Here is a 15,942-nt window from a genome sequence, read left to right as displayed (position 1 = left end):
CCGCTTACCCGGCCTTGCGCTTGCTGGCCGCCTTCCGTGCCGGCGCCTTCTTCGCGGGCGCCTTGCGCGCGGCCTTCTTCGCCGGCGCCTTGGCCGCCTTGGCCGGCGCGCGAGGGCTGGCCGCGGCCTTCTTCGCCGGGGTGCGCTTCTTCGCATCCAGGCTCTGCTGCAGCAGGGACATGAAGTCGACCACGTTCGTCGTCGCCTCCTCCGGCGCCTCCGCTTCGTCCTCGATCTGCGCGGTGCCTTCCTTGCTCTTGATCCGCTTGCGGATGATGGCCTGCAACCGGTCGCGGAACTCGTCCTTGTAGTCGTCGGGGTTCCAGCTTCCGCTCATCGAGTCGATCAGCTGCTCGGCCATCTGCAGTTCCTTGGCCGTGACCCGGTAATCGGCCGCCTTGCCCTCGGGCAGCGCATAGTCGGCCGGATCCACCAGTTCCTGCGGATAGCGCAGCAGCATCAGGATCAGGGCATCGCCCTGCGGCATCACCGCGGCCAGGTACTCGCGGGTGCGGATCACCACCCGCGCGATGCCGACGCGGTTGCCCTTGCGCAGGGTCTCGCGCAGCAGCACGTACCCCTTCTCGGCCTTCTTCGCCGGCACCAGCACGTACGGCTTCTCGTAGTAGCGCGGGTCGATGGCGGCGGCGTCGATGAAGGTCTCGACCTCCACCGTCTCGTGGCTCTCCGGCGCGGCGGCCTTGATGTCCGATTCCTCCAGCACGACGTAGCTGCCCTTGTCGTACTCGTAGGCCTTGACCACGTCCTTCCACGGCACCTCCTCGCCGGTCTCGGCGTTGACCCGCTCGTAGCGGACCGGCTTGCGGTCGCGCGAGTCGAGCATGCGGAAGTGGAGGTCGGTGCGGCGCTCGCCGGACATCAGCGATACCGGCACGTTGAGCAGGCCGAAGGACAGGGTGCCGGTCCAGATCGGGCGGGCCATGACGGGAGCCTCGGGGCGACGGGCCTGCAGGGGTAGCACGCGCGGCGTGGGGCGTCCGTGATGGATGCCCGATCACCGCCGGCTCACGCCGGGATCACGCGCCCTTTCCACGGCGCCTTCGACGATGCTGCTTCGAGCCCCCATCCGCGGAGACCGCCATGAGTACACGCGACCGCAAGGACCTGCCGCCCCCCGGCAGCGACTGCACATCCGCCCCCGAGGCGCCGCATGAGCGCAGGCAACGCAAGGAGCACGCCAGCCGCAACCAGGACGAGGCGCTCGAGGAAACCTTCCCGGCCAGCGACCCGGTTTCGCCGTTCGTTCCGGCCAAGGTGCCGAAATAGCGCATCGCAAGCCTCGCAGAAGCGCCTCGCAACAAAAAAAGGCCCGGCGATGCCGGGCCTTCGCTTGTGCGACCGCGAGGCGGCATCAGCCGCGGCTGACCGCCGCCACCGCCTTGGCCACGTACTCCAGGTTGCCCTGGTTGAGCGCGGCCACGCAGATGCGACCGGTCCCGACCGCGTAGATGCCGAACTCGTCACGCAGGCGATCGACCTGGGCCCTGTCGAGGCCGGAGTAGGAGAACATGCCGGCCTGCTGGCGGATGAAGGCGTACTCCGGGTGGCCCTGCTCGGCCAGCTTCTGCACCAGGCCCTCGCGCAGGGCGTGGATGCGCTCGCGCATGGCGGTGAGTTCCGCTTCCCACACCGCGCGCAGCTCCGGGCTGGTCAGCACGCCGGCGACCAGCGCGGCGCCATGGGCCGACGGGCTGGAGTAGATGGTGCGGATGATGCGCTTGACCTGCGACTGCACCGCCTGCGCCTGGTCGGTGGTGGCGGCCACGATCGACAGCGCGCCCACGCGCTCGCCGTACAGCGAGAACGACTTGGAGTACGAGCTGGCGACCACGAACGAATCGATTCCCGCCTCGACCAGCAGGCGGATGGCGACCGCGTCCTCGGCGATGCCCTTGTCGAAGCCCTGGTAGGCCATGTCGATGAACGGGAACAGCTGCCGTTCCTTGAGCAGCGCGGCGACCTGCTTCCACTGCGCCACGGTCAGGTCGGCGCCGGTGGGGTTGTGGCAGCACGCGTGCAGCAGCACGGTGGTGCCCGGCTGCAGCCTGCCCAAGTCGGCGAGCATGCCGTCGAAGTCCACGCCATGCGTGGCCGGGTCGAAATAGGTGTAGTCGACGATCTCGAAGCCGGCGGCGGTGAACACCGCGCGGTGGTTCTCCCAGCTCGGGTTGCTCAGCGCCAGGGTCGCGTGCGGCAGCGCCTTGCGCAGCAGCTCGGCGCCCACGCGCAGCGCGCCGGAACCGCCCACGGTCTGGGTGGTGGCGACGCGGCCTGCCGCCAGCAGCGGCGAGTCCTTGCCGAACAGCAGCTCGCGGGTGGCCTGGGTGTAGGCCGGCAGGCCGTCGATCGGCAGGTAGCCGCGCGGGCGCGCGGCGGCGGCCAGCGACTGCTCGACCTGCTGCACCGCCTTGAGCAGCGGGATCCGCCCCTTTTCGTCGTAGTAGATGCCCACGCCCAGGTTGACCTTGGTGGTGCGGGAGTCGGCGTTGTAGGCCTCGGTCAGGCCCAGGATCGGATCGCCCGGGACCCGTTCGACGTTCGAGAAGAAGGACACGGCTTGGCTCTGTTCGGTGGGGGGAGGCGGCATGCGCCGGCGGCCGGCCCTGCCGGAACGCCCGCGAATCGCGCGCGCCATGCTATCAGGCCGCCGCCGGGGGCTCGACCGTTTCCGCTGTGACGACGGCGCGCAGGCCTCAGAACCGGTAGAGCAGGCCCAGGCGCAGCCCGCTGTTGCGCATCTCCAGGTGCCCGGTGAAGGCGTCGCGCTCGGTACGCGCATCGATGTTGCTGAGGGTGTAGTCCACCAGCACCCCGAACCGCGCCCACGGATGCCATTCGACGCCGGCGCGCGCGTAGGTGATGCTGCCGTCGATGTCGTTGATCTCGGTGGAGAACCAGCCGGCGTCGGCGACGATCCGCCGGTCCTCCGCGGGGGTCCAGCGCCAGGCTGCGCCGAGGGTTGGCGCCGGCAGGTCGGCGCTGACCGAGTCTTCCAGCGCGCCGCTGCCCACCGGGTCGCCGTTGACGTCCGCCTCCAGCTCGACGCCCAGCTCGATCCGGTACCAGGTCAGGCCCACCCGCGGCCCCAGCGCCCAGTTCTCCTCGGAGAAGCCCCACCAGGTGTAATAGGCCTCGACCGCGTCGACGTCGTAATGGCCGCGCACGGTGGCCGATGCCTGGTACAGGTGGTCCTCGAACACGATGTCGCGTTCCAGCCGCTTCTCGCTTTCGACGCCGTTCTTGAAGTAGAGCAGGCCGACCTCGTGCCGCGCGAGCGGCCGCCAGCTCACGCCCAGGAAGCCGATCGTGTCGTCCTTGTCCAGGCCCAGGTCGCGCGACAGGTCGATGGTGGTGCCGTCGAAGAGCTCGCCATCGGCGCGCACCCGCGTGTCGAAGCGGGTGACGTAGCCGCCGATGCTGACGCTGAAGGTGTCCAGTGGCTCGACCGCGGCGGCGGCGACCGGAATGGCCGCCAGCACCGCGGCGACGGCGGACAAGCCGGTCAAGCGACGAACCGAACGCCCCATGCGATCCCCCTGGTGGTGACGCGGCGATCCGCGCGGGCGGGCTCGTCGCCCAGCGAATATACCGCTGAACCGCCGCGGCGCTAGCGCAGCTGCCACTCCAGGCCGAGCAGCACTGCGCGCCCGGGGCCGGGTTCGTAGTAGCGGCCGTTGCCTTCATTGACGATTACCGAGCCGATGTGTTGCCGGTCGAACACGTTGTCGATCCGGGCGAAGCCGCGCAGGCGGCCCTCGCCTGCGTGCCACAGGCGCGCCAGTTCGGCATGGACCAGCCCATAGCCCGGCGCCGAGGCGGTGCCGCGGTCGTCCACGTTCACCGCGCCGTTGACCCAGGCCTCCAGCGCCGCTTCCCATGGGCCGCCCCGCCATTGCAGGCGGAGCTGGCCGAAGTGCCGCGGCACGCCGGGGATCGGCGTGCCGGCGGCCACCGCCACCGCCGGCACGGGGCAGGCACCGGTGCACAGCGGGAAGCCGTCACGGAAGTAGGCGTCCAGCCAGGTGCCCGCCACGCGCAACGACCAGGCCTGGCCCATGGGCACGTCGGCCGACAGCTCGGCGCCCTGCCGGCGCGCACGACCGACGTTGCGGTAGCTGCTGCGGCCACCGCTGTTGCGTGCCACCGCCAGTTCGTCATCGGTGTCGGCACGGAACAGGGCCGCCTCGATGGCGGCGCCGGCATCGTTGCGCCACTTCGCGCCGAGTTCGATGTTGCCGCTGACGGCGGGCGCCAGGTCGAAGGCCAGGCCGGCGCCGCCGTCGGCGCGATACGCCAGTTCGTTGAAGGTCGGCGTCTCGAACCCGCGCCCGGCCGATGCATACAGGCGCAGGTCGTCGGCGGCGGCGAACACCAGCCCGGCCACCGGCGTGGTCTGCGAGTACTCGACCCGGCCGCTGTCGTCGGGATTGGTCGCGGTGACGTAACGGTCGTCGGAACGGAAGCGCACCACGCTGTGGCGCGCGCCGGCCTGCAGCGACCAGCGCGGCGCGAATTCCCACCACGCCTGCGCGTACTGGTCGAAGTTGTCGACCACGTCGCGCTGGTCGCGGCGCAGCGCGCCGCGCACGCCCAGCGCGACCCCGCCGGTGCCGTCGGCGCGGAAGTTCTCGTAGCCACGCCGCCATTGCCGCTGGCGGTCGGCGCTGGCGCCGATCGTGAACTCGAAATCGCCATCGCCGACCCGGCCCTGCCAGCTCGCCCGCGCGTCGGCGCCGCCGTAGCCGTTGTCCAGGTCGACCACGCCGCCGGCGCTGAGCGGACTGGCCTGCGCGGCCACGGGGACCGACAGGTACTGCACCACGCTGCGGCTGCCGCCATAGCCGGTGAGCCGCAGCTGCGCGGAATCGCCCAGCGGCTGCCGCCAGCTCGCGCCGAGCTGGTCCTGGGCCGCCGACTTGCGGGTATTGAACTGCAGCGCCACCGCGGTGGCCTGCCGGGGATCCTCTCGCACCTGCGCCCAGGTCAGGCCCAGCGGGTCCTGCGCGTCGGGCGCGCGGAAGTGGTTGCCGACCAGCTCCAGCCGGCCACCGCCGGCGAAGTCACGGTGCAGCTTGAGGTTGGCCGACTCGCGCCGCGCCGCGCTGTGCTCGCGGTAGCCGCCGGTGTCGAACACCGAGGCCGCCAGGTGGTAGCCGGTGCCGGCGGCCCTGCCGAGCACGCGAGCGCTGGCGGACAGGCTGTCGTAGGCCGCGGCGGTGGCGCGCAGGTCCACCCGGGTGGGATCGCCGCCGTCCGCGCTCCACAGCTGCACGACGCCGCCGGAGGAATTGCCGTACAGCGCCGAGAACGGCCCGCGCATCACCTCGATCCGGTCGCCGGCGGCCAGGGCGAAGTGGGAGAGCTGGCCCTGGCCGTCGGGCATCGTCGCCGGAATGCCGTCGGCATACAGGCGCACGCCGCGCACGCCGAAGGTGGCGCGCGCGCCAAAGCCGCGGATCGACAGCTGGGTGTCCTGTGCGTAGTTCTGCCGGTCGCGCGCCAGCAGGCCGGGCACGCCGCCCAGCGCCTCGGACGTGTTTACCTGCGGGCGCGCCGAGCCCTCGCCCAGGTCGACCACGTCGAGCGATGCCGGAAGGTCGAACGCGGTGGCCGATTCCACCCGCGCGGTCACCACCACCTGCGGCAGCGTGGGCGTGTCCTGTGCAGCAACGGAAGTGGAGAGCGTGGCGAGGGCCACGCTGGCGGCGCGGTACCGGGAACGGAACGTCATGGCCTTAGTTTACGTGGGTCGATCGCGCCGTTTGCGTGACGGCCGTGCGGGACGGCGGCCGTGGCGTCGACGGGCTCGCCCGCTCAGAACGAATCGCCATCATTCCAATCGGCCATGTGCATCTGCCACTCGGTGGCCATGGAAACCCCGCCGCATAACGCGGGCTTTACCCATCCCGTCGCCGCTGCCGTTCTACTTCGGCTTCGTCGAATCAGCGGAGGGCGGGGCGATGCGGATCACGATCATTGGCGCCGGGTTCAGCGGCAGCGTGCTGGCCACCGAACTGGCGCGCAGCGCGCCCACCGGCGTGGACCTGTGCCTGGTCGGAATGCCCGACGGCTACGGGCGGGGGGTGGCGTATGGCGAGGCACGGCCCGAACACCTGCTCAACGTGCGCGCGCGCGAGCTCGGCGCGACCCAGGACCAGCCCGGCGAGTTCGCGCGCTGGCTCAACCTGAGCCGGCGCGCGGAAGAGAGCTTCCTGCCGCGCCTGGTCTATGGCGAATACCTGTACTCGCGCCTGCAGTCGGCGGCGCAGGTTTCGCTGGCCGGCTTCAACCAGGTCGCGCAGGAGGCCGTGACGGTGGACCGCGAAGGCGGGGCGTTCCGGGTGACCTTGGCCGACGGTTCGGACTTCCTCACCGACAAGGTCGTACTGGCGATCGGCACGCTGCCGCCGCAACGGCTGCAGGGCGTGGGGCCGCGCCTGCTGGTCGATCCGGGCTACGTCGCCTGGCCCTGGCAACGCAACCTGCGCGGGGTGGATGCACTGGCGCGGGTGCCGCGCGATGCGCGGGTGCTGGTCGTCGGCACCGGCCTGACCATGGCCGACACCGTAGTGACCCTGTTGCGCCGCGGCCATGCCGGACCGATCACCGCGATCTCCCGCCACGGCCTGCTGCCGCGCGCGCACCTGTCCGAGCCCGGTGCGGCGATCGCGCTGCCGCCCAACGTGCTGCATGCGCTCAACAGCGCCGACGTGGGCCAGCTGCTGCGCACGCTACGCAGCCTGGCGCCGATCGTGCCGGACTGGCGCGCGCTGGTCGACGCGCTGCGGCCGTACCTGCAGCGCTACTGGAAGACCCTGCCCGACGAACAACGTGGGCGCTTCCTGCGCCACTTGCGCTCGTACTGGGAGATCGTCCGCCACCGGCTCGCGCCGAGCGTGCACGAGGAACTGGAGCAGCTGCGCGCGCTGGGCCAGCTGCGCGTCCGCGCCGGCCGGCTGCTGCGCGCCAGCCGCGGCCAGTCCGCGGTGGAAGTGCTGATCCGCGAGCGCGGCCAGGCCCACGCCAGCGCCGAGCAGTACGACGTGCTGGTCCGCGCCACCGGCCTGGACACCGACATCGAGCGCACCAGCCATCCGCTCGTCGGCCAGCTGCGCGACGCCGGCACCATCAGCGCCGATCCGTTCGGGCTGGGCCTGCGCGCGACCGCGCAGTACGAGGCATTGGACCGCCATGGCGCGCCAGTGCGCGGCCTCTACTGCATCGGGCCATTGTTGCGCGGCCAGCTGTGGGAGATCACCGCCGTGCCGGAACTGCGGGTGGCCGCGCACCAGCTGGCGCAGCAGCTGCTCAAGGCGCCGGCCACGTCCTCGCGCGTGTCGCATGAACCGCTGCCGCATGCGGCGGCCAGTATCCGCTAATTACCGGAGGCGCGCCGTCTCTTCTGTTGCAGGAGCCGACTCATCGGCGACACCGGCGCCGGAATCCCAAGGACGTCGCCTGTGCCGACGTGGCGTGTCGCCGATGGATCGGCCCCTACAAGGCACACGGGGCGGGCACGCGCCAGCAGGCTGGGGGTCAGACGTCGCCGTCGGTCGCCCAGCCTTCGCCGCTGCCACGCTGGTGCACGGCGTCGCCGTCGCGCACCTCGCCGGCCGGGATCGAGTCCTGCGTCGCCAGCCGCGCGTAAATCGGGGTGAAGTCCGGTTCGGTCGCGCGCATCAGCTGCTCGAAGCTGTCGATGACGAAATATGTCTTCTGGAAGGTATCGATCCGGTAGCGGGTGCGCATGATCCGCTCCAGGTCGAAACCAAGCCGGTTGGGCGCGGCCGACTCCAGCGAATGCAGCGATTCGCCCTTGGACGAGACGATGCCGGCGCCGTAGATGCGCAGGCCGTCGTGCTGGCGGATCAGGCCGAACTCCACGGTGTACCAGTACAGCCGGGTCAGGTTCTGCAGCGCGTCCGGGCCGATCGCATGCGCCTTCACCCCGCCGGCGCCGTAGGCCTGCATGTAGTCGGCGAACATCGGGTCCATCAGCAGCGGCACGTGGCCGAACAGGTCGTGGAACAGGTCCGGTTCGGCGATGTAGTCGATCTGTTCGGGGCGGCGGATCCACCAGGTCACCGGGAAGCGGCGGTTGGCCAGGTGGTCGAAGAAGTCAAGTTCCGGCAGCAGGCCTTCCACGCCGACCAGGGTCCAGCCGGTGGCGGCGCCAAGGACTTCGTTGAGCTGGTCGAAGCGCGGGATGGCGCGCGCGTCCATGCCCATCGCGTCCTGCGCCTGCAGGAACTCGTCGCAGGCGCGGCCGGCGAGCAGTTCGCGCTGGCGCGCATACAGCGTGCCCCAGGTGGCGTGGTCGTCGGCGCTGTAGTCCAGCCACGGCTGTTCGACCACGGCGGTGGTGTAGACCGGCACGTAGCCCTTGTCGGTCTGATGGTGTTCGACGCGGCGGGGGGTGGATTCGGACATGGCGGTGCTCGACGTGCGTTCGGCCCCAGCGTAGGCGCTATTCCACGCAACGGGATTGCAAAGTTGCGCCAGCCATGGGAATAGATGCAATCTTGTTGCGTAAATGCGATGTTGCGAGGCAACAAATGGCCGCTGCCGCCGAGTTCGACCGCACCGACCTGCGCCTGCTGGCGCTGCTGCAGCGCCAGGGTCGGGCCACCAACGCCGAACTGGCCGCGCAGGTGAACCTGTCGCCCTCGGCCTGCCTGCGCCGGATCCAGCGGCTGGAGGCCACCGGGGTGGTGTCCGGCTATGCCGCGCGGCTGGACCCGCAGGTGCTGGGCCTGGGCCTGCAGGCGTTCGTCCGGGTGCAGCTGGAAAAGCACGGCAGCGCCGGCATCGACCGCTTCGTCGAGCGCGTGCAGGGCTGGGACGAGGTGGTCGCCTGCCATGCGCTGACCGGCGACATGGACTACCTGCTGCACGTCTACGTCCGCGACCTCGAGCACTTCTCCCACTTCCTGCTCGACCGCCTGCTCAACGATTCCGGCGTGGCCGACGTCAATTCCAGTTTCGTGCTGCGCACGGTGAAGGGTTTCACGGGGCTGCCGTTGCCCGGTTGACGCGCGGTGCCATCGGCGGCACCGCGCTCCATCCGCCGGGCATGGCCCCCCGGCCGCAATCAATGCGTTGTCATACCTCGGGTCAATGACGCGAGCGAACGATGCGAATCTCCAGAAGCGCGGTGATCATGGCGCTGGCTTCGGTGGCAAGTGCGGGAGCCGTTTTCGCTGAGCCGGCATCGATGCCGGCCGCGGCCGAAGTCGTGGCCAAGGCGGCCGATGATGTGCCGGCAGTGCCCTACGATGCAGGCTCCAGCTACCGCCTGCTGGTGCCAAGCGAAGCGAACGGTGGCCAATATGCGGTGATCGAACTGGTCGAAGGACCCGGCTATCGCACCCCATGGCACCGCCACGACGGAATGGAAGAGCGTTACTACGTCGCCGAGGGAACGCTGACGGTTCGCGGCGCTGATGGCACGCGCGACTATCCGGCCGGTTCCTACATCGTCATCCCGCCCGGTGCCGTGCATGCGCAGGGCAACAACGCCCAGGTGCCGGTCAAGGTGTTGCTGACCCTGACGCCGGGCGGATTCGAGCAGTTCTTCATCGATCGCGCCGAACTGTACAAGACGGTCAAGCGGGACGATCCCGGATTCCAGGACGAGATGGTCGAGCTGGCGATGCGACAGGGCCGATGGTTGCAACCGGCCGATGCGCCGGCAGGCGCGACAACGCCCTAGCAGTCCGGCGGTGGCGTCACGGCTGGTGCGAGCTTAGCGCGCGCTGCGAACGGCCGTGGGAGCTGGCCAAGGCGCAGGGTTTCGAAAGCACCGCCGACGCGTTCGAGCAGTACTGCAGCGTGCCGCAGTCGACGAATTCCGGCTGACGCATCCGTCCGCGCCACGCTTCCACACGTGACCCGGCATGGGGCCGGCTCAGAGCACGCCGGGCAGCAGAATCGCCAGCGCCGCGGCTTCGGCCGCGCAGTCGCGGTCCGGCGCCTGCCCCTGCGTGCGCGCCGCGGCCAGTTCGACGGACGCGGCGGCGACATCGGCACGGAACGCGGCATCGGACTGCAGCCGCGCGAACGTGCCCGCGGCCATGAAGCGTCCCGCGAGGATATCGCTCTGCCAGTGCACGTTGCACACCGCCCGGCTTTCGCCGAACGAACGTCCGCGCGCAAGCAGCGCTTCGGTGTGCGCGGGCACCGCCTCGGTCAGCACCAGCGCCCACATCCAGCCGATCGCCACGTGGCCGGAGGGGTAGGAACCATTGCCGCGCAGCGCCGCTTCGTCGTCCGGCGTGCAGGTCGGAGCGCCGTTCTCGACGAACGGGCGCGCGCGCTGGTAGCGCTCCTTGGCTGCTCGGGTGGCCATCGCCGCATCGACCAGGCTGCGGCGCAGCAGGCGGTAGGTCGCCGGGGTGCGTTCGGCATCGATGCGTACGCCCAGCGTGCAGGCGAAGGTGCCGGCGGCGAACGGGAAGTCGAGGTCGGCGTCACGCGCGGCCTGCTCGAAACGTGGCGTCCCGCGCAGGGCCAGCGCCGCACGCATCACCGCATGGTCCTGGGCGAGCGCCGCGCTGCCGGCGGCCGGCGGCGCCGGGACCAGGGCCAGGCTGTCGGGAATGGCACCCGCAGCCAGGTAGCCGGCCGGCACGCCGGGCTTGAGTTCGGGCACCTTGTCCTGCACGGCGGCCGGTGCGCCCGCCACCGCAGTGTCCGCGACCGGCGTGGCGGCACAGGCGGCCAGCAGCATCGCGGCGCAACCCAGCGCCAGCAGGCGCAGCGGGCCGGTGGAAGAATGCGGTTGCAGCTTCATCGTGTGGTTTCCTTGCGTTCGGCCGGGCTCGGCGCATCCAGTCCATCGCGCAGCGCATCGAGCAGCTCGTCGTCGATGTCGTGCCGGTGCTCCCAGTACATCATGCCGCCCAGGCCGCGCTCGCGCACGAAGGCGGCCTTGGCCGCCAGCGACTGCGGGTCGTCGTAGGTGATGAAACTGCGCGTGTCGGCATTCCACAGGTACGGCGCCTGCGCCTGCCCGTCCCAGTAGCGCACGTAGCCGTCGCGTCCGGGCATGCCGCGCAGCTCGCGCCACGCCAGCGAATCGACGAAGCGGCCGTAGCGCTGGTACAGGCCCCGATTGGCAGGTTTGACCTGCGCGAACTCGCGCCCGTAGAACGCCACGCCGACATTGAGCTTGGCCGCCGGCACGCCGGCGGCCAGGAACTCGTCGACCGCCTGCACCGTGGTGCGGCTGCCGGCCGGCGCCAGCGCCGAGCGGCCCAGGCCGGTGTGGTGGCCGGTGGTGTCGGACAGGCTGCCATGAAAGTCGTAGGTCATCAGGTTGATCCAGTCGAGCACCTGGACGATCCGCGCCAGCTCCAGCCCGCGCGCGGCCTCGCCATCGGCGGCGGCGATGGTCAGCAGGTAGTGGCGGCCATCGGCGCGACCGAGCTCGTCGAGCTTCGTGCGCACGTCCTCCAGCATCAGGCTGAAGTTCCCGCGGTCCTCGGGGCGGTGGCTGATGCCGGGACCGGGCAGGGTCGGGTACTCCCAGTCGATGTCGATGCCGTCGAGCCGGTGCTCGCGCATCAGCCGCACCGCGCTGTCGGTGAAGCGTGCGCGCGACTGCGCGGTCAACGCGGCTTCGGAGAAGTGGTCCGCGCCCCAGCCGCCGATCGAGACCAGCACCTTGAGGTCGGGATTGTCCTGGCGCAGCGCGGTCAGGCCGGCCAGCGACGCCGCGGCGGTGGTGCCGGGCAGGTAGACCTCGCCGGCGGGGTTCACCAGGGCGAAAGCGAAGTTGATCGCGTCGAGCTTGCCGGCGCTGATCGGCGGCAGCGTGGGGCCGTCCATCACATAGCCGATCACCTTAAGCCGCGCGTGGCCGACGGGCACCCGCGCGGCCGGGCTGGCGAACGGGAGCAGCGCAGCGATGGCGAGCGCGGCGCAAAGCAGGCGTGCGGCGAACCTGAAGCGTGTGCGGATCATGCAGTGGCCCGGCGATGCAAAGGGCCGGCCACTATAAGCGCGCAGTTGCCTGCGATGGCGTACGCCACCGTGCTGGCGCCAGGAATGTCATGCGCGTGTCCTTCGAGTCGCATCGCGCGACAGCCTCCGGTCGCGCCGGGCCGCTCCAGGCCACGCGACGCGCCATGGCCCGTCGCGTCGCTGGCCGCGCTTCAGTCCCGCGGTGCCTGCGGCGGTCGCGGCGGGAAGGCGACGACCTTGCCGCGCGGGTCTTCGTCGCCGCCATCGCGGTGCCACAGCACCGGCACTTCGTCCGGCGAGGGAGGTTCGAGGCTGTCGCGTTCGCCGGCGCTGCGCTGCGCCTTTTCCTCTTCGATTTCCCAGCTGTAGCGCTTGCGTGGCGGCTCCGGGTCCAGCCGCCGGAACAGGAAGCCGGCGAGGATGCCGCCGACCGCCCCGCCCAGGTGCGACTGCCAGGAGATGCCGTCGCCATGTGGCAGCACGGTCAGCACCGAACCGCCATAGAACAGCATCGCGATCATGCCGGCGGCGATGGAGGGACGGTCGCGGCGCAGCAGGCCCAGGGTGGTCACCAGGAACATCAGCCCATGGGTCACGCCACTGGCACCCAGATGGCGCGTGCCCCCCTCGCCCAGCAGCCAGGCGCCCAGGCCGGAACAGATCCACAGCAGCGGGATCGCACGCAGGGTGGCGCGCGGATAGACGCTGCCGGCGAGGGTGCCGAGGATCAGCAGGGCGGTCGCGTTGGCGGCCAGGTGCGCGACCGAGCCATGCACCAGCGGCGCGGTCAGCAGTCCCAGCAGCGCGGTCCAGTCACGCGGCGACACCGCCATCGCGGGTACCGGCAGGCGCGGCTGCAGTGCGAACACCACGACCAGCAAGGCGACGAAGGCCAGGCTCAGGTTGAAGGCGAGCAGCAGCCGGCGGCGGTCGCGCTCGGCGGTGGTGGAAGCCGGTTCGTCGGGGCTCATGTTTCCTCCGGGGGCCGGAAGACCATGGCGACGCCCCCGCCCCGAATCAAGCGGCCGGCAAAAAAACGGGCGCGGTGGTTCGCACCGCGCCCAACTAGCTCACCCTGCTGGGAGAGAGACAGAGAGAGAGCTTCCCTACTTCACCTCGAACTCCTTCGACTGGACGACCGAGCCGTCGAGGGAGATTTCGACCTTGTAGCGGCCGACGGGGAATCCGTCGGGCTTGCTGATCTGGAAGGCGGTGGTGCCGTCGCCGGTGAGGCTCAGGTCGCGCGATTCCTCGTGCACGGTCTGGCCGTCCTGGAAGGTCCACTTCGCCGCCAGCTTGCCCGGCACGGTGGCCATCGCGTCGCTGGTGCGGGTGGTGACCGATGCGTAGATCGTGTCCTTCGGCGCGAACGTGGTGGCCGGCGCGGCGACCCGGTTGTCGGCGCCGACGGCGTTGCCCAGGTCGATCGCGGTCACCGAAGCGGTCGCGGCGGCGGCCGGTGGCGTCATCGGCGTGGGTTCGCTGGTCGCAGGCGGTGCCGGCGGCGGCGTGGGCTCGGGCTTCTTGCAGGCGGACAGCACGAGCGCGGTAGCCAGTGCGGCCGACAGCGGATACAGCAGGCGGGTACGGCTCATGAGGGGATCCTCCTGGAGGATGGGGAGCGGGGCGCTCAGGCCGGGTCGGCGGGGATCTTCAGCACCTGGCCCGGCTTGATCCGGTCCGGGTCGTCGAGCTGGTCGCGGTTGGCCTCGAATATCCGGGGCCAGGCGCTGGCCTTGCCGTAGAACTGCTTGGCGATCGCCGACAGCGTGTCGCCCTTTTCCACGGTGTAGGTCTGCACCGGGGGATCGACCATCTCCTCGGTGGAGCGGACGCCGCCCTGCACGTTGCTGAAATCCGGGCGCTCGGCCTCGGTGCTGCGGACTCCGCCCTGCACGTTGGAGAAGTCCGGCTTGTTTCCGGTACCCATGCGCGTGACCTGCTCTGGAGGCGCGGCCACCGTCTCACAGCGCCTGTTAACAAAGCATCTGAAGCTCGTGAAGCCTTTATTGGAACGGCCGCCGCGCGTGCCGGTTCACTGACGCAGGTCACGCAACGGCGGCGGCGGCGGCATGTCCGCGGTCGCGCGCCAGGGGTTGATGTCCAGCCCGCCACGGCGGGTATACCGCGCCTCCACCGACAGGCTGGCCGGGCGGCAGCGATGCAGCACGTCGAGGAAGATCTGCTCGACGCACTGCTCGTGGAAGCCCGCATGCTCGCGGAAGCTGACGATGTAACGCAGCAGGCCGGCACGGTCGATGCGCGGCCCCCGGTAGCGCAGGTGCAGGCTGGCCCAGTCCGGCTGGCCGGTGACCGGGCAGTTGGACTTGAGCAGCGCCGAGGTCAGGTGTTCTTCGGTATGCGCGGCGTCGTCGGCGTCCAGGTACGCCGCATTCGGCGGGCCGTAGTCGTCGAAATCCGCTTCGACGGCGTCGATCGATTCGCCATCGCCGGCCGCGTCCTCCGCCATCGGCGGCAGGCCGAAGGCGGCCGCCACCGGCGCCCCGGCGCTGCGCGACAGGTCGCCGGCGATGCGCTCGAGCACCGCCCTGGCATCTTCGAAACGCTCGCCGTTGAGCGAGTTGAGATAGAGCTTGAGCGACTTGGATTCGATCAGGCTGGGGGAATCGTGGGGCACCTGCAGGGTGGCGGTGGCCACCTGCGGCTTGCCGCGCGCGTCGAGCCAGGACAGCTCGTACGCCATCCAGCGGTCGTGGCCGGTGAACGGCAGCGGCGCGGCAGCGGCCAGGCCGAGCTCGGAACGCGCGCCGGCACGCGGGATCGGGAACAGCAGGGTGGGGTCGTAGCCCTTGGGATAGGCGACCTCGCGGCCCAGGCTGGAGTCTTGCGCGGTAGTCATGCGTGCATTCTAGGGCCGGGTGCGCGCCGCGGCCCACCACGCGGACCCTGCCGCAGGCGCCCGTTCATGGGCGGCCGACCCGTTACGGCCGTTGCGGTGCCCGTCGTGCCCGCGACGCTACCCCTGCGCCAGCGCGATCAGCCCGATCGCCGCCACCGCCGCGACGATCGCCACGCGGTTCAGCGCCGAGGTCCGCTCGCCGAACGCCAGCACGCCCACCGCGGTGCCGAGCACGACCACGCCGATGTTCATCGTCGCGAACACCACCGCAGGGCTGTCCGGCAGCGCCTGGTGCGCGCGCACGTAGAAGAGGATGTTGCCGAAATTGAGCAGGCCCAAAAGCAGGCCGGCAGCGATGTGGTGCAGGCCGGGGCGCACGCCATGGCGAACCCGCCGCCAGCCCTGCCAGGCGAGCATCCCGGCGAAGGCCAGGACGAAGGCGACCATCAGCGCCGCGGTGGCCGGGGTGCCGGACAACGCCACGCGCTTGAGCAGGACATCGACCACGGCGAAGCCCGCCCACACCGCCAGCAGCAGGATCCAGGCGCGCGGGCCGGCCTCGCCCTGCACCGGGCGCGCGAGGATGCCGGCGACCGCGAGCAGCCCCAGCGCCAGTCCGGCCAGCTTCATCGGCCCGGCCTGTTCGCCGAAGAACAGGAACGCCGCCGCCAGCGAGAGCAGCAGCGACAGGCGCTGGGCGATGTCGGTGCGGACGATGCCGGCCAGCCGCACCGATGCGGCCAGCACCAGGAACAGCGTGGGCAGCACCAGCGCGAGGGCCAGCAGCTCGATCCACGGCGCGCCGGGCTGGCGCAGCGCCGCCGGAGGCGGCTGCAGCAGCCAGGCGCACAGCAGCGCGGCGGCCAGGTAGTTCCAGGTCACCATCTGCGCCACGTCCCAGCCGCGGCGCGGTGCCAGCTTGAGCAGCACCGAGACCAGCACGCTGCAGGCCACGCTGAGCAGGATGAAATGCATGGGAATCCGCGCCGGAGGAAGCCGCGGATTGTAGAGCGGGGCCCGCCCCGCTGCTCCCGCTGATCGAAGCCGGTGCCGGGGTTCCACGCCAGCGCCAGAGCCAGAGCCAGAGCAGCGGGGCA

16 protein-coding genes are annotated in these 15,942 nt (G+C 70.9%); 4 read left to right on the top strand and 12 right to left on the bottom strand.

Annotated features, from left to right (window positions below; translation table 11 throughout):
• Window positions 1–4: 4 nt before the first annotated feature.
• Window positions 5–943 carry a non-homologous end joining protein Ku gene (gene ku, locus ABKA19_RS01700; RefSeq protein ID WP_353687371.1) on the bottom strand — a complete coding sequence of 313 codons (939 nt, stop codon included), beginning with the start codon at window positions 941–943 and terminating at the stop codon, window positions 5–7.
• Between the two features lie 158 nt (window positions 944–1,101).
• Here ku and ABKA19_RS01695 point away from each other — a divergent pair, with 158 nt between their 5' ends.
• Window positions 1,102–1,287, top strand: coding sequence for a hypothetical protein (locus ABKA19_RS01695; protein WP_162375904.1), 186 nt, complete (start codon window positions 1,102–1,104; stop codon window positions 1,285–1,287).
• An 85-nt stretch (window positions 1,288–1,372) separates the two neighbouring features.
• Here the strand turns inward: ABKA19_RS01695 and ABKA19_RS01690 are convergent, their stop codons facing one another.
• The 3 genes from ABKA19_RS01690 to ABKA19_RS01680 all read right to left on the bottom strand — a co-directional run bounded on the left by ABKA19_RS01690 (window position 1,373) and on the right by ABKA19_RS01680 (window position 5,752).
• On the bottom strand, window positions 1,373–2,575 hold the full coding sequence (locus ABKA19_RS01690) for an amino acid aminotransferase (RefSeq protein ID WP_353687370.1): 1,203 nt from the start codon (window positions 2,573–2,575) through the stop codon (window positions 1,373–1,375).
• Window positions 2,576–2,714: 139 nt separating this feature from the next.
• A complete protein-coding gene (locus ABKA19_RS01685; protein WP_353687369.1) occupies window positions 2,715–3,527 on the bottom strand; it encodes a putative outer membrane beta-barrel protein in 813 nt (270 codons plus the stop codon).
• Window positions 3,528–3,628: 101 nt separating this feature from the next.
• Window positions 3,629–5,752 (bottom strand): TonB-dependent receptor family protein, encoded by a 2,124-nt coding sequence (locus ABKA19_RS01680; RefSeq protein WP_353687368.1) that lies wholly within the window; start codon window positions 5,750–5,752, stop codon window positions 3,629–3,631.
• A gap of 229 nt (window positions 5,753–5,981) precedes the next feature.
• Between ABKA19_RS01680 and ABKA19_RS01675 the strand changes: the two genes are divergently transcribed.
• Window positions 5,982–7,400: an FAD/NAD(P)-binding protein gene (locus ABKA19_RS01675; protein ID WP_353687367.1), complete on the top strand. Its 1,419-nt coding sequence runs from the start codon at window positions 5,982–5,984 to the stop codon at window positions 7,398–7,400.
• Between the two features lie 157 nt (window positions 7,401–7,557).
• Here ABKA19_RS01675 and phhA read toward each other — a convergent pair whose 3' ends face one another.
• Complete coding sequence (phhA, locus tag ABKA19_RS01670; RefSeq protein WP_353687366.1) at window positions 7,558–8,451, bottom strand: phenylalanine 4-monooxygenase; 894 nt, start codon at window positions 8,449–8,451, stop codon at window positions 7,558–7,560.
• 125 nt (window positions 8,452–8,576) lie between these two features.
• On the opposite strand from phhA, the gene ABKA19_RS01665 reads away from it, so the two are divergent.
• Entirely contained in the window at window positions 8,577–9,053 is a 477-nt protein-coding gene (locus ABKA19_RS01665) for an Lrp/AsnC family transcriptional regulator (RefSeq protein WP_353687365.1), read from the top strand.
• A gap of 101 nt (window positions 9,054–9,154) precedes the next feature.
• Window positions 9,155–9,733 (top strand): cupin domain-containing protein, encoded by a 579-nt coding sequence (locus ABKA19_RS01660; RefSeq protein ID WP_353687364.1) that lies wholly within the window; start codon window positions 9,155–9,157, stop codon window positions 9,731–9,733.
• A gap of 195 nt (window positions 9,734–9,928) precedes the next feature.
• On the opposite strand, the gene ABKA19_RS01655 is transcribed toward ABKA19_RS01660, so the two are convergent.
• The 7 genes from ABKA19_RS01655 to ABKA19_RS01625 form a co-directional block, all read right to left on the bottom strand.
• On the bottom strand, window positions 9,929–10,813 hold the full coding sequence (locus ABKA19_RS01655; protein ID WP_502945686.1) for an acid phosphatase: 885 nt from the start codon (window positions 10,811–10,813) through the stop codon (window positions 9,929–9,931).
• Window positions 10,810–11,985, bottom strand: a complete 1,176-nt coding sequence (locus ABKA19_RS01650; protein WP_353687363.1) for a glycoside hydrolase family 18 protein — start codon at window positions 11,983–11,985, stop codon at window positions 10,810–10,812. Before ABKA19_RS01650 ends, ABKA19_RS01655 begins: the two co-directional genes overlap by 4 nt.
• 191 nt (window positions 11,986–12,176) lie before the next feature.
• On the bottom strand, window positions 12,177–12,956 hold the full coding sequence (locus tag ABKA19_RS01645) for a rhomboid family intramembrane serine protease (RefSeq protein WP_353687362.1): 780 nt from the start codon (window positions 12,954–12,956) through the stop codon (window positions 12,177–12,179).
• 135 nt (window positions 12,957–13,091) lie between these two features.
• On the bottom strand, window positions 13,092–13,580 hold the full coding sequence (locus ABKA19_RS01640; protein ID WP_353687361.1) for a hypothetical protein: 489 nt from the start codon (window positions 13,578–13,580) through the stop codon (window positions 13,092–13,094).
• Between the two features lie 35 nt (window positions 13,581–13,615).
• A complete protein-coding gene (locus ABKA19_RS01635; protein ID WP_162312353.1) occupies window positions 13,616–13,915 on the bottom strand; it encodes a LysM peptidoglycan-binding domain-containing protein in 300 nt (99 codons plus the stop codon).
• A gap of 105 nt (window positions 13,916–14,020) precedes the next feature.
• Entirely contained in the window at window positions 14,021–14,845 is an 825-nt protein-coding gene (gene queF, locus ABKA19_RS01630) for an NADPH-dependent 7-cyano-7-deazaguanine reductase QueF (RefSeq protein WP_353687360.1), read from the bottom strand.
• Window positions 14,846–14,962: 117 nt separating this feature from the next.
• Window positions 14,963–15,820 carry an EamA family transporter gene (locus tag ABKA19_RS01625; RefSeq protein WP_353687359.1) on the bottom strand — a complete coding sequence of 286 codons (858 nt, stop codon included), beginning with the start codon at window positions 15,818–15,820 and terminating at the stop codon, window positions 14,963–14,965.
• Between the last annotated feature and the right edge of the window lie 122 nt (window positions 15,821–15,942).

Source organism: Pseudoxanthomonas sp. Soil82 (assembly GCF_040446535.1).
GTDB lineage: Bacteria > Pseudomonadota > Gammaproteobacteria > Xanthomonadales > Xanthomonadaceae > Pseudoxanthomonas > Pseudoxanthomonas kaohsiungensis.
Note: the sequence above shows the minus strand (reverse complement) of the source record. Positions and strands in the feature narration are given on the sequence as shown.